The organism is Rhodococcus erythropolis R138, assembly GCF_000696675.2.
GTDB classification, from domain to species: Bacteria; Actinomycetota; Actinomycetes; order Mycobacteriales; family Mycobacteriaceae; genus Rhodococcus_F; species Rhodococcus_F erythropolis.
In genome coordinates, this window is sequence record NZ_CP007255.1 from 2,448,577 (window position 1) to 2,462,319 (window position 13,743).

The 13,743-nt window shown below is 61.0% G+C and carries 10 protein-coding genes; 4 read left to right on the forward strand and 6 right to left on the reverse strand.

Going from position 1 to position 13,743, the window contains the following annotated elements:
* Window positions 1-49 precede the first annotated feature (49 nt).
* The 3 genes from mfd (at window position 50) to H351_RS11585 (ending at window position 6,322) form a co-directional block, all read left to right on the forward strand.
* Window positions 50-3,676 carry a transcription-repair coupling factor gene (gene mfd / locus H351_RS11575; protein ID WP_029255886.1) on the forward strand — a complete coding sequence of 1,209 codons (3,627 nt, stop codon included), beginning with the start codon at window positions 50-52 and terminating at the stop codon, window positions 3,674-3,676.
* A 7-nt stretch (window positions 3,677-3,683) separates the two neighbouring features.
* Entirely contained in the window at window positions 3,684-4,520 is an 837-nt protein-coding gene (locus H351_RS11580; protein ID WP_029255885.1) for a nucleoside triphosphate pyrophosphohydrolase, read from the forward strand.
* A gap of 320 nt (window positions 4,521-4,840) precedes the next feature.
* Window positions 4,841-6,322, forward strand: coding sequence for a sugar transferase (locus H351_RS11585; RefSeq protein ID WP_029255884.1), 1,482 nt, complete (start codon window positions 4,841-4,843; stop codon window positions 6,320-6,322).
* A 14-nt stretch (window positions 6,323-6,336) separates the two neighbouring features.
* Here the strand turns inward: H351_RS11585 and H351_RS11590 are convergent, their stop codons facing one another.
* The 6 genes from H351_RS11590 to H351_RS11615 are packed head-to-tail and all read right to left on the reverse strand — an operon-like array spanning window position 6,337 to window position 11,978.
* Complete coding sequence (locus H351_RS11590; RefSeq protein ID WP_029255883.1) at window positions 6,337-6,891, reverse strand: YdcF family protein; 555 nt, start codon at window positions 6,889-6,891, stop codon at window positions 6,337-6,339.
* Between the two features lie 33 nt (window positions 6,892-6,924).
* On the reverse strand, window positions 6,925-8,046 hold the full coding sequence (locus H351_RS11595) for a glycosyltransferase (protein ID WP_029255882.1): 1,122 nt from the start codon (window positions 8,044-8,046) through the stop codon (window positions 6,925-6,927).
* Window positions 8,043-8,579, reverse strand: coding sequence for a DapH/DapD/GlmU-related protein (locus H351_RS11600; protein WP_029255881.1), 537 nt, complete (start codon window positions 8,577-8,579; stop codon window positions 8,043-8,045). Before H351_RS11600 ends, H351_RS11595 begins: the two co-directional genes overlap by 4 nt.
* Window positions 8,576-9,556, reverse strand: a complete 981-nt coding sequence (locus H351_RS11605) for a GDP-L-fucose synthase family protein (protein ID WP_029255880.1) — start codon at window positions 9,554-9,556, stop codon at window positions 8,576-8,578. The genes H351_RS11600 and H351_RS11605 overlap by 4 nt, the downstream gene beginning before the upstream one ends.
* On the reverse strand, window positions 9,553-10,590 hold the full coding sequence (gene gmd / locus H351_RS11610; RefSeq protein ID WP_029255879.1) for a GDP-mannose 4,6-dehydratase: 1,038 nt from the start codon (window positions 10,588-10,590) through the stop codon (window positions 9,553-9,555). The genes H351_RS11605 and gmd overlap by 4 nt, the downstream gene beginning before the upstream one ends.
* Window positions 10,587-11,978, reverse strand: a complete 1,392-nt coding sequence (locus H351_RS11615) for a glycosyltransferase family 4 protein (protein WP_244891478.1) — start codon at window positions 11,976-11,978, stop codon at window positions 10,587-10,589. Before H351_RS11615 ends, gmd begins: the two co-directional genes overlap by 4 nt.
* Before the next feature lie 379 nt (window positions 11,979-12,357).
* Between H351_RS11615 and H351_RS11620 the strand changes: the two genes are divergently transcribed.
* Window positions 12,358-13,620 (forward strand): hypothetical protein, encoded by a 1,263-nt coding sequence (locus H351_RS11620; protein WP_144440106.1) that lies wholly within the window; start codon window positions 12,358-12,360, stop codon window positions 13,618-13,620.
* Window positions 13,621-13,743 lie beyond the last annotated feature (123 nt).

Below are 13,743 nucleotides of genomic sequence, written 5' to 3' on the forward strand. Positions count from 1 at the left end.
CTCGGGCTGTGCGTCCGCAACCCGTCATCACTGTTCAGGAGCGCGTTCGTTGACTTCCTTGTCCTCTGCCCAGACTGCGCTCGCTGGACTCGCCGAGGTCGCCCTCGCAGACGCCGCGTTCACTCCAGTGATCGACTCGATCGGTGCGCCTGCCCTGGACATCGTGGCGCCGAAGCCGGCTCGACCATTCATCGCCGCTGCACTTGCCGCGCGCACTCCGGTGCTGCTGGTGACGGCCACCGGTCGCGAAGCCGACGATCTGACGTCAGAACTCACCGAGATGCTCGGTGGAGGCGTCGCGCAGTTCCCGTCGTGGGAAACATTGCCGCACGAGCGACTGTCGCCGAGCGCGGACACCGTCGGGCGACGGGTGGAGGTACTGCGCCGACTCGCCAGACCAGACGACGCCTCGTACGGCTCGCCTCTCCGGGTGATCGTGACCACGGTGCGCTCTCTCGTTCAGCCGATGGCGCCGGGTCTTGGCGAGATCGAGCCGATCACGTTGCGCGTCGGCACCGAGATCGATTTCGATTCTGTTCTGGTTCGCCTGGTGGAGATGGCGTACAGCCGTGTCGACATGGTGGGAAAGCGTGGTGAGTTCGCGGTCCGCGGCGGCATTCTCGACCTGTTCTCGCCGACGGCGGATCATCCGGTACGTATCGAATTCTGGGGTGACGAGGTATCGGAGCTTCGGTACTTCTCTGTCGCCGATCAGCGTTCGCTACCGGACGTCGACGTCGATTCCGTGATCGCGCCGCCGTGTCGTGAGCTGATTCTGACAGCTGATGTTCGCGATCGAGCTGCGGCACTCGCTGCTGAGAATCAGGCTGACGCGTCGTTGGTCGAGATGCTGGACAAGATCTCGGCAGGCATCCCCGTCGAGGGGATGGAAGCTCTGCTCCCGGTTCTCAAACCCGGTGAACTGCAACTACTTTCCGATGTCCTTCCGGTAGGGGCGCACATCCTTCTGTGCGATCCGGAGAAGGTGCGCACCCGCGCCACCGATCTGGTGCGCACCGGCCAGGAATTCTTGGAAGCGTCGTGGACGGCGGCGTCGATCGGCGGCGCTGCACCGCTCGACACGTCGATCCTCAACGGCGGGGGAGTCGATCTCGGTGCCTCCGCATACCGGTCGCTTCGTCATGTTCGCGAATCTGCCGAAGCTGCCGGCCGTCCGTGGTGGACGGTCAGCCCGCTGGCTTCGGGAAATGGTGAAGAACTGGAAATCCCGGTTCAGGCGGCACCGCAGGTACGTGGTTCCGACGACCTCTTGGCCGAGCTGTTCGTCAGCCTCCGGGCACACGTGAGCACGGGCGGTCGCGCGGCGATCGTGGTGGCAGGCGCCGGCACAGCAAGCCGAGTCGTCGAGCGACTCGGTGAAGCCGAAGTACCCGCCAAGATGCTCGAAGGCGGAGCGACCCCTGCCCGCGGACAGGTCGCGGTGCTCCGCGGGTCTCTGCACGACGGACTGGTACTCGCCGGCGACGACTCGACGCCGGGGATGGTGATCGTCACCGAGTCCGATCTGACGGGCAACCGCGTTGCTGCGGTCGGCGACGGAAAGCGCTTGCCGGCCAAGCGCCGCAATCAGGTCGATCCCCTCGCGCTGTCTGCAGGGGACATGGTCGTGCACGATCAGCACGGTATCGGCCGGTTCGTCGAGATGGTCGAACGCACCATCGGCGGGGCGCGTCGTGAATACCTGGTCATCGAGTACGCGCCGAGCAAGCGTGGTCACCCGGGTGATCGTCTGTTCGTCCCGATGGAATCGCTCGATCAACTCTCCCGGTACGTCGGTGGAGAGTTGCCTGCGCTGAGCAAGCTCGGTGGATCCGACTGGGCGAACACCAAGCGTAAGGCCCGCAAGGCGGTTCGTGAGATCGCGGGTGAGTTGGTTCAGCTCTACGCTGCGCGTCAGGCGGCCCCGGGGCATGCGTTCGGCCCGGACACGCCGTGGCAGAAGGAACTCGAAGACGCATTCGCCTTCACCGAGACCATCGACCAGTTGACCGTCATCAGTGAGGTCAAGGCCGACATGGAGAAGCCGGTTCCGATGGACCGGGTGGTGATCGGTGACGTCGGGTACGGCAAGACGGAGATCGCCGTTCGTGCCGCGTTCAAGGCAGTCCAGGACGGCAAGCAGGTGGCGGTACTGGTCCCGACGACTCTGCTTGCACAGCAACATCTTCAGACATTCACCGAACGAATGGCGTCGTTCCCGGTGAAGGTGCGAGGGCTGTCCCGTTTCACCGACGCCAAGGACTCGAAGGAAATCATCGCCGGCATGGCCGAAGGCGAGATCGACATCGTCGTCGGTACTCACCGGTTGCTGCAGACCGGTATTCGCTGGAAGGACCTCGGGCTTGTGATCGTCGACGAGGAACAGCGATTCGGAGTCGAGCACAAGGAACACATCAAGGCACTACGCACCCACGTCGACGTCTTGACGATGTCGGCTACCCCGATTCCTCGTACTCTCGAGATGAGCATGGCCGGGATCCGTGAGATGTCCACGATCCTCACACCGCCGGAAGAACGTCATCCGATCCTCACTTACGTCGGCGCGTATGCGGACAAGCAGGTTGCCGCGGCCATCCGGCGTGAACTTCTGCGCGACGGTCAGGTCTTCTACGTACACAACCGTGTCAGCTCGATCGACAAGGCGGCCAAGAAGATCCGTGAACTCGTCCCGGAGGCTCGCGTCGTCGTCGCGCACGGTCAGATGAACGAGGACACTCTCGAAAAGACCGTGCAGGGCTTCTGGGAACGCGACTTCGACGTGTTGGTCTGTACCACGATCATCGAAACCGGTCTGGACATCTCGAACGCGAACACACTGATCGTCGAACGTGCGGACTCGCTTGGCCTCTCGCAGTTGCATCAGCTCCGCGGACGCGTCGGGCGTAGTCGTGAACGTGGATACGCATACTTCCTGTACCCGGCCGAAAAGCCGTTGACGGAAACGGCATACGACCGACTGGCAACGATTTCGCAGAATTCGGACCTCGGCGCCGGTATGGCAGTCGCGATGAAGGACCTCGAAATCCGTGGAGCCGGAAACGTTCTGGGCGCAGAGCAGTCCGGCCACGTCGCGGGCGTCGGGTTCGATCTGTATGTCAGGCTGGTCGGCGAGGCGGTCGAAGCCTTCCGGGCTGCAGCCGACGGCAAACCGATCACCATGGACGAGGGCACGAAGGAAGTCCGGATCGACCTACCGGTGGACGCGCACATCCCGCCCGACTATGTCACCAGTGACAGGCTCAGGTTGGAGGGGTACCGCAAGCTCGCTGCGGCAACTGATTCCGACGGCATCGCTGCCGTAGTCGAAGAACTGGTCGATCGCTACGGCCCACTGCCCGAAGAGGTTCGACGGCTGATCTCGGTGGCCAAGCTTCGACTGCTCTGCCGCGAGTACCAACTGGAGGAAGTCGCCGTCACCGGAACTCAGCTCAAGATCTCGCCGATGTCACTGCCCGATTCCAAACAGATCAGGCTCAAGAGGATCTATCCGAGCGCGCAGTACCGGGCAACGACCGGGCTCGTGCAACTCCCGCTGCCTCGCACCGGCGGAGTCGGCTCGGATCGCCTGCGGGACGTCGAACTACTTCAATACATCGCGGACTTCATCTTGGCGATAGACGGGCGCGCCGCCGGTGCCGTCCTGGTCGAGGCGTGAGCACACGGTGAACGAATCGCCCGTCGTCGTACTGCTCGATCCTTTGCGGCCGCATGTCTTTCCGCTGGAGGCGCTCCCGTTCCTGTCCGGCGCGATCGATATCGACCCGGACGTTCCCGACTCGGTACGCGGCGCATTGCCGGCCACGACACCCGGCGCGGCGGTGACTGTGATGATGGACACCGCCGAGCCGAAGATCGAGGCGTTGTCTGCCGCTGGGGTAAAGATGATTCGCGCCGAACCCATTCACGGCGATCGACTGGTGGAAGCGGCGTCGATCATGGACCGGTTGTGGAATCGCGGCGGTTGGGAGTCGACCCAGACGCACGAGAGCCTGTCGGTTTACCTCGTCGAGGAGACCTATGAGGTACTAGACGCGATTCGAAGCGACGACGAGAGCGATCTCCGTGAGGAACTCGGCGATCTGTTGCTCCAGGTGTTGTTCCACTCGCGGATCGCTCAATCTCACGGCGTTTTCGAATTGGACGACGTGGCCGGCGCACTGATCGCGAAACTCGTGCATCGCAGCCCGCACCTGGTCAGTTCCGGAGTGGTCGATATCGCTGAGCAGGAGCGGGCGTGGGACGCTTTGAAGGCTGCCGAGAAGGCGCGCGCGTCGTCCATGGACGGCATCGCTCGGTCGCAGCCGCCGTTGCTCCTCGCCGAAAAAGTACTGAGCAGGGCCGCCAAAGCCGGTGTGATCGAAAGCGCCGACGAAGCTGATCTGGAAGCTTCGATCGAACAGTGCCGACGCGCCGACACTGCACTCCTGGGCGCCCTGGACATGCTGATCGCCGACATTCGGATTCGTGAGGGAAGACGTCTCGAAAATGTGGAGGATTAGCCCACTTTGACGTAATTGCCCGGTAATCATCTGGCAACCGGGAAATAGCCTGGACTCGGTGAGTGCAGTTGAAACAAACCTAAGGTATGTTTACGTACGAAATGAGCAACACTGGGTCGTTTTATCGCACGAAGTGGCCCTTGATCGGCAGTTATGTAGGGGGGTCCGATGACGGTTCGTTTCTGCACTGCGAGCAGCGAGGTACGGCAACCGGCGGGGTGTTGCCGTACCTGGAGGCTCGCAGTGGCTACCGATCAGCGATCCGCTGAATCCGTTCGACCCGCTGAAGTCATTCGAATGACTAGAAGGACTGATGGCAAATGAGCGTTCATGCTGAGGTGGAGAGCCGGTCGGCAGCATTGCAGGATTCCGCTCATGTCGGCACCGACTGGCGTCGGGCATACCGGAAGCGGATTGCCGTGAGCGATTCGATCACGGTTCTGTTCGTGATCGCGCTCGCACAGATCGGCAGCATGTGGCCGCATCCCATCGAGTGGCTGACACCACTCAAGGTGATTGCGTCTGCAGCGCTGGGAGGGCTGTGGATGATCGCGCTCGCACGCGGACGCAGCCGTCATCAGTCGATGCTGGGCGAGGGCAGCGACGAGTACGAGAAGGTGCTGCTCGCTACCGGCCAAGTCTTCGGAGTGGGCGCATTGGCCGGGATCATTCTCGGCGTAGGAATCGCGCGTAGCTATCTCATGATCGCACTGCCCGTCGGGCTCGCTGCGCTGCTTCTCGGGCGCTACCTCTGGCGACGCGACATTCGAAAGAAGCGTGCGAGCGGGGATTGCCGCAACTCGGTGCTGTTGGTCGGTGGACACGCGTCCGTCGTTGCCACTACGCGAGCCTTCGTGCGGGACTCCTCGGCAGGCTACGACGTTGTGGGAGCGTGCATTCCGCGTCGGGCGACCGCGCTGGACGATCAGATCGTCGTCGACGGCGCAGCGGTCCCGGTATTGGGCAACGAGTTCGAGGTGGTCGAGGCAATGCGCGCAAGCGGCGCAGACACCGTCATCGTCACCGGAACCGAAGACCTCGGGCAGGTGGGCATACGCAAGCTGATGTGGGACCTCGAAGCCGAGGGCGTCGACATGGTGGTTTCACCGGTCGTAGCCGACGTGTCGAAGGCTCGCTTGATGTTTCGCCCGGCGGCGGGACTCCCGTTGATTCACGTTGCGCGACCGCGCTACCAGGGCGCCAACCGGCTTGCGCCCGCTGTTTTCGACGCGGTGTTCTCGATGCTGATGATCCTCCTCGTGGCGCCGGCCATGGTCGCCGCCGCCGCTGCGGTCAAGTTCACGTCGAAAGGCCCGGTGTTCTACAAGGCAGAACGCATCGGCCTCAACGGGAAACCGTTCCCTATGTTGAAGTTTCGTACCATGGTGGAAGGCGCCGATCAGCAGGTTGTCGATCTGATGGGGGACAACGAAGGCGCGGGAGGCGTGTTGTTCAAGATGCGGGAGGATCCACGAATCACGTCCGTCGGCAAGATCCTTCGTCGATTGAGCATCGACGAGCTACCACAGTTCTTCAACGTCATTCGCGGCGAGATGAGCGTTGTCGGTCCGCGGCCGCCGTTGCGGCGTGAGGTCGAGATGTACGACGACGAGGTTGCCCGGCGCCTGCTGGTCAAGCCTGGCATCACCGGCCTCTGGCAGGTAAGTGGTCGCAGTGATCTCTCCTGGGAAGAATCTGTTCGTCTCGACTCGTCGTATGTGGAGAATTGGTCTGCGGCGCAGAATATCTCGATCATCACCAAGACCGTATCCGCAGTGCTCAGGAGTGACGGAGCGTACTGACCTGCCAGAGGCAGTCAGCATTCCTGGAACTGGGCGCGAACATACCCGGCGGTTTGCCACACGTAGTTCGCGGCCCAGACCCAGACCGGAAGTGGTCGGGGGTCAGCGACTACGTCGATGTCACCGTCCCAGCAACGGTTGATGATGTAGCGACTGCGAGAGACATGGGGAACGAAGGTCACAACGATGACGCGCTTCCATCCCTGTGCCTCTGCGCGACGCCGAATCTCCTGTCCTTCACCACGCGTGGTCGACGGATCTGGCTTGAAACAGCTGACCTCGAAGTCGTAGGTTCCCTCGCATATCGCGTTGATCTTCGGATCATTGCTTCGATACGGATTCGAAAAGATGATCTGGGGCGCGTAGCCCTGCTCGGCCAAGGACAGCCCGTACTCTTCTCTGCCGTCGTGATCACCGCCGAGAACAACTATCGCGTCGGCCATTTCGGGTGTGTCGATCACCGGATCGACGTAGACCGGCCAGCCGGCGGCAGTGATTGCAGTAAGTCCGCCGACAATCCCGCTGAGAACGAGTATGCGTCGACGGACCTTGGGGCGAGTGGATTTCACAATTACTTCCTGTAGTGCAGATGTGGGAGCCGCTCAGAGCCCGTACTGGGTTTCGAGCACCGCACGAACAGCAGGCATTCCTAGTCGTTCGCGAGCAACATTTCGCGCGCGGGCGCCCATCTCTGCTGCGACGACGGGATCCTTCAAGAGCGACGAGATCGCCGCAGTCAGTGACTCGGTGGCGTTGTCGATCACGAGGCCACAGCGACCGTCGCGAATCAGTGGTGCGAGGCCACACGTGTCGGTGACGACTACGGGCAGTCCAGCGGCCATCGCTTCGAGTACGGACATTGGGAACGGCTCGTTCACGGAGGGCAAGACGTATACCGCGGCTTGACGAAATCGTGCGGCAGACTTGTCGAACGGAAGTGGGCCTTCGTACCGGATGACACTGCTGTGCCCGGAGCGGTCGATCAGTCGGTTGACGGCTTCTGCTTCGCCCTCATCCGGTCCGACTATCGAAAAGTGCGCCGTGTGTCCGCTGTCCAACAACTCTTTTGCGGCTTCGACGAAGACCTGGGGTCGCTTTCTTGCCTGTAATCGTGCGAGGTACAGGACCTCGGGCGGGTCGCATCTGTCCACAGGCGGCGACTCGAGGTCTTCCGCCTCCGGAATCCCGTTGTTGAGTTCCACCAAGTTGAGGCGACCGTCTCCGACAACGGACTGCAGGTCTGCATGTTCTCGTTCGGTGAGATAGAACACTGTCCGTGCGCGTTTGAGGACCGGGATCGTGAGAGCAGCGTCCAACGGTCTTGCCAGCAGCTTGTCTGTTTCGTCGATCATCCCGTGAGTCTGTGCGAAAACTGGAATGCCGTATGCAAGAGCCAACTTGGCGGCAGGAAGGGTCACCAGGTCGCGCGCGAGATGAATGTGCACGACGTCGAATTCTCGGATGTGCTTGCGAAGCCACACAAGCATCGACGGCGCGCCGATTCCCGCGTACCCGATCTTGGGGATCACGGTTCGCGCCGGAAACAATTTCAGAGCGATACCCTGCTCGCGTGTCGGGGGCACCGCGTACCCACGCTCACCTGCGACAATAGTTACGTCATGGCCATTGTCCTGCAATGCTTTCGACTGATTGAGGGCGACCCTGATAGGCCCTCCGTAAGCGGCGTCCGGTGAGAAGAGAGTGACGATCTGCAGTATCTTCATCGTGCAGCGCCGGCCCGTGGCGCCAACATCGTGGTTCCGGCGGAAACATCGGACGTCACCAAAGCCGTCGCGCCGACGATTGCGTTGTCCCCGATCGTTACACCTCGGAGTATCGTCGCGCGGGCGGCGATCCATGCCTGGTCGCCGATGACGATGGGGGCATTGTCGAACTCGAATGTGGGACTTCGGTGATCATGACTGCCCGTACACAGGAGGACATCCTGCGAGATAGCCGTGTTCGCCCCTATCGTGACGGGTTCGAGATTGAGTATCCAGGTTCCCTCGCCGATCCACGAGTCTGCTCCGACCGTGAGCTTCCACGGCCAGTGGATACGGACGCGGTGCCGAATCAGGACCCCGTCGGCGATGTCTGCACCGAACCGCCGGAGAACTGCAACGCGTATCCCGTTGGGGCACCACCAATGAGAAAGCAGTACACCGGAAATCACGAGCCAGGAGATTTGAACCAGCGGACCGCGTCCCTTGTCGTATCCGGCACCGGTGAATCCGGACAGAGTGCGGATTGTGCTCACAGTCGGACCGCTGCAGACGAGTCCCGTACGTGTTCGCGATACCAGGCAACGGTCGACTCGATGCCCTCGCGGGTTGAGATCTGTGGTTGCCAACCGGTGGCCATCAGTGTGGACACGTCGAGTAGTTTGCGCGGTGCACCATCGGGCTTGCTTGTGTCCCAGTCCATTCGGCCTTCGTATCCGACTGCTTCGGCCACAATGTTTGCGAGATCTTTGATGGTTTCGTCGTGACCGGTACCGACGTTGATGTGTCCGGACTCGTCGAAGGTGTCGAGTAGGTGAAGGAGTGCGTCGGCCAAGTCGTCCACGTGGAGGAATTCTCGACGTGGGCTCCCAGAACCCCAGTTCGTGACGGATTCAACTCCATCCTTCTTGGCTTGGTCGAGACGGCGGATCATCGCAGGAAGTACGTGCGAAACATTCTCCGAGAAGTTGTCGCCGGGTCCGTACAGGCTTGTCGGCATCGCCGAGATCCAGGGCAACCCGAACTGCCTGCGAACGGCCTGGACCTGGATGATTCCCGCAATCTTGGCGATCGCATATGCGTCGTTGGTCGGTTCGAGATGGCCGTTCAGTAATTGATCTTCGGTGATCGGCTGTGGTGCCAGGCGCGGGTAGATGCACGAGGACCCGAGGAACAGCAATCGACGCACGCCGTGCCGCAGTGCTGCGTCGAGCACGTTGGTCTGGATCTGGAGGTTGTCGGAGATGAAGTCGACCGGATATGTGTTGTTCGCGACGATTCCCCCGACCTTCGCGGCAGCCAAGACAACGCACGACGGTGTGGTGGCTTCGAAGAAGGCGAACACGTCTGCGCGGTTTCGCAGATCGAGTTCGGCAGATGTGCGGCCGATCAGGTCGGTGAAGCCACTCTGCTCGAGCTTGCGCCACAGCGCGGATCCCACTAGCCCCTTGTGTCCGGCGATGTATGTCGGGGCGCTGCGATCAAGAGGTGCAATCGATTTCGTCGTGATCATGAGAGCGAGATCTTCCAATCAGGGAGATGTGGCGTGTCGATCCACGGTGTGCCGGCATGTGCCAATGCTGCGATGTCGGCGTCCATCATGATTCGAGCCAATTCTGGGGTCTGTACTGTCGCTTTCCAGCCCAGTTTGTCCTCGGCCTTGCCTGCGTCGCCGACCAGAGCGTCCACCTCTGTCGGGCGAAGGTAACGAGGATCGAACTTGACGTACTTCTGCCAGTCGAGACCAACATGTTCGAAGGAGGCCACGACAAAATCCTGGACCGTGAAGTTTCCTCCAGTGGCCAACACGTAGTCATCTGGTTCGTCGACTTGAAGCATCCGCCACATACCCTCGACGTACTCGGGTGCGTAGCCCCAGTCCCTTACCGCGTCCAAATTGCCCAGGTACAGCGAATCTTCGATCCCGGCCTGGATCCGCGCGACTGCACGCGTGATCTTTCTCGTGACGAATGTTTCACCGCGGCGGGGTGACTCGTGATTGAAGAGGATCCCGTTCACCGCGTGAATTCCGTACGCTTCGCGATAGTTCCTGGTGACCCAGTACGAGTACACCTTCGCAGCACCGTACGGCGATCGCGGATAGAACGGGGTGTCCTCGTTCTGTGGAGGCGGACTGGCTCCGAACATTTCCGAACTCGAAGCCTGGTAGAAACGGCACTGCAATCCCGTCATGCGGACTGCTTCGAGCAAACGAATAGACCCGATTCCGGTTGTGTTGCCGGTGTGTTCGGGCTCGTCGAAGCTGACCCGCACGTGCGACTGCGCAGCGAGGTTGTACACCTCGTCTGGTGCGATCTTCGACAAGAGCGTGACGAGTCGTGCGCCGTCGGACAGGTCACCGTAGTGCAAGAACAGCCGTGCGCCCTGTACGTGAGGGTCCTGATAGAGGTGATCGATGCGTGACGTGTTGAAAGTTGATGCGCGTCTGATCAATCCGTGTACTTCATAACCTTTGGCCAACAACAGTTCTGCCAGATAGGAACCGTCCTGTCCGGTGATCCCTGTGATGAGTGCGCGTTTGGTCATCGAGCGTCAGCTGCCTTGTCTGTGTTCGTCGTCTTCGGATCCGAGTCGAGATGTGCGTCGAGATGTGTGACGTGTTGTTTCGAGTGGCTCGCGTGCTGACTCCGGCCGGCCACCAGGTCGCGGATCCACTGTTCGCATTTGTCGATGGACGCGGTTTTACCGACCGCGGTAGCGCAGTACCGGACCCCGGCGGCGCCAAGTCTGGCGGAGGTCTCCGCGTCGCCCGCGAGTTGTAGGGCCGCGGTGAGCAGGCCGGCGGGATCGCCGTTCTGCGTGACGACGCCGGCACCGGAAGCACGGATCTCGTCAGCAGTCGTGGATGCCACGTCGGTCGCGGCGACGATCGGGGTACCGCTGCTGAAGTACGACGTCAACTTGCTCGGCACTGCCATCCCGACGATTCCGGGTGCCTCGTTGACCAGTAGAACGTCAGCGGCGGCCATGGCAGTACGGAAGTCCTGGTCGTCGAGTGGACGGACGAAGTCGATTCGATTGACTCCCACTGCCGCGGCTTCGAGGTTCGGTCGCTGATTGCCGTCGCCGACCAGAACGAATCGGATGGGCAGATTCTGCTCGTCGGCGAGTCGAGCCGCCTCCACCACATTCTCTAAACCTTGCTTCACGCCCATGTTTCCGGTGTGCAGAACTATGGTTTCGTCGGGCGACCACCCGAATCTGGTGCGTGCGGCGGTGAGATCGTCCACATCGATCGGTGCCACATGCGTCCAGTTCCGAACGACGGTGACTCGTTCGCGTGGGACGTGAAGTTCGTTGACGACGTGGTCGACGAAACGGTCATGGACGACGGCGATTCCGTCGGCGGACTTCACGACAGCCGCCTCGAGCTTCGACGTTGCGCGGGCACTGCGGCCTGTCATCGCGCCGGTCTCCACGACGCCTTGTCCGTACAAGTCGTGGACCCAGACCCCGATGGCCGGACGTTTGGGCGTCAGCCGAGCACGTCCGAGGACCATCGCAGTGGCCAGCAATGCCGGACTGGTACACACGATCACATCAGGTGTGTTCCACCCGGAGCTGGCGGCACGTGCGCCGAAACTCAGCTCCATTTTGATTCGTCCCAATGCGTTCGGTGGGTTCGGCACGAAGTGGCGGCGTCGGTGAACATGAACGCCGTTCACGACCTCGTCTATCGACCGTCCCTGATACGAAGCGTCGATTTCCCATGCCGGATAGTGCGGGTACCCGGTGACAACGTGCACCTCGTGTCCGCGCTCACCGAGCGATTCGGCAAGGTCCGTCATGTACGGAGCTATCCCCGTGGTTTCCGGCGCGTAGTTGATGCCGAGGATTGTGATGTTCAGCGAGCCGACAGTGGCACTTGTCGGTAACTCGGGAATCGCCGAATCGTCGACAGGGTGCTCGTGCATCTGGTCGGTCTGTGTACTGATGACGAACCTCCGGTTGGGAAAATGCGCGTTAAACAGTCAAACGGTTTTATTCAAGCTATTTAAGCGCCAGTAGGGCGGTTTATCAACCTGGTCAGCTGGATGGACTCGACAAAATGGGCGAATCGCCCTGGCGGATTCCGAGATGCAACCGTCTGGACGACTGATTTAGCCGAAAAATAACTGGATGGATGTGATTCTGGTGATAGTTGCGTCGAGGTGGGTGGTGTGCGTCCGGGCGGGTCCAGATTCTGCGCTCTCGCACCATGTGCAATTCTGTGCTCATGCAATGGTCTGCGTGAATGTTCGATCGCACTTTGACCGTCTTGCGGTTTGTTGTGTATTCAGCGGCAGAGGGGAAATGATGAGGTCTGATCCGTGGGGGAACATCTACTGCTGCAATACTCAGCAGGCGTTTGCGACAGTTGTACCGTCAGTAGTCGACGACGCGATTTCGGTGTGGATCAGCAATGTTTTCGATCCCGCGGACGACATCCGTGTGCGCGTCGTGCTGGTGCGCCGAGTCGATGAATCCGAAATCGAACCCGAGCATCTGGTGCTCGACGACGTGGCAGGCGATCTCCCCGACGAGTTCGACACCGTCGATGTCGACGAATTCAACAAGGTCTTCGTGAGTTTCTTCCACAACAGTCGCCTCGTCGACCCGTCGACAATCGTGTTGGTTGTAAGTGCCGGAATGCTCGGACTGATCTACTCGCACCGATTCGGTGACGAGACCGTGTTCATGCCGAAGTCGGAACGACTCTTTCTGGCATTGAGTGGGTTGAGTCCTGACTATGCGCCCGATCGTCAGGACCGGCGGCCGTTGACTGCGCGCAGGATCGTCGAGGGCGGACTTCGGATGTCCGTCGCTCGTCCCAAAGCATCTTTCGGCGCGATACGGCAGATTGTCGGTATGCGGAACGAGGTTCCGCGTCCTGTTGCTCGCCCGGACGAGTCGGGCATTGATGCATTGGATTCACGCGCGTGGTGGTATTTCGCTCGGCTCGAGGGCAGTACTGATCGCAAATTGCCGTCGGTCTACTTCTACTGCGCACTACTCGCCGCGTTGGGACGTGGGGCTCACGAGAGTCATCACGTGGTGGCGGACCTTCGCTCGTATTCCCCGGTTCTCGGGCTCACCGATGGGAATGCGTTCAGTCACATACCATTTCGGGCCGATTGGTCGGTCGATGACCCTGCGGACGTAGCGCGTGAACTGTCGTCGCGAATTCGGTCGGGTGAGGCGCTGATCCGTCGATCAGTAGGCGAGGTGGTCGCGCGCGCAGCTGACTACAGGCACGGATCCAGCGGTGGGGCCGGCGAAGGTGACGAGATTGTGGAACAGCCTCTGACCACCAGTATGTCGTGTTTTCGTTTCCCAGCCGATCGACCGTATGCGAAGCTGGATGGCCGACTCGTGTACTCCGGTGGCATGCAGACCTACGCCCCGAACGCGCTGTCGATCAACATTCGGGCGACTGGGAACGTCTCCGATTGCACGTTCAGTCATTCCGGTGGACATGTCGCGAAGGCCTCATTGATGGCGGCGGTGAAGACTGCCGCTGGCCTGTCGGGTGCCGACGTCACGATGGAAACAGGATTTCACTTCGGCGAGCGATAGCGGAAACCTGCGTCCCACGGTGCGTCTGCAGGCACTTCGTACTCCTCGGCTACTTCGCAGTAAACAATCCTATAGACTGTTTTGAGTGAACTGAGCCGACCGATGGTTTCAAATCGATCTCGG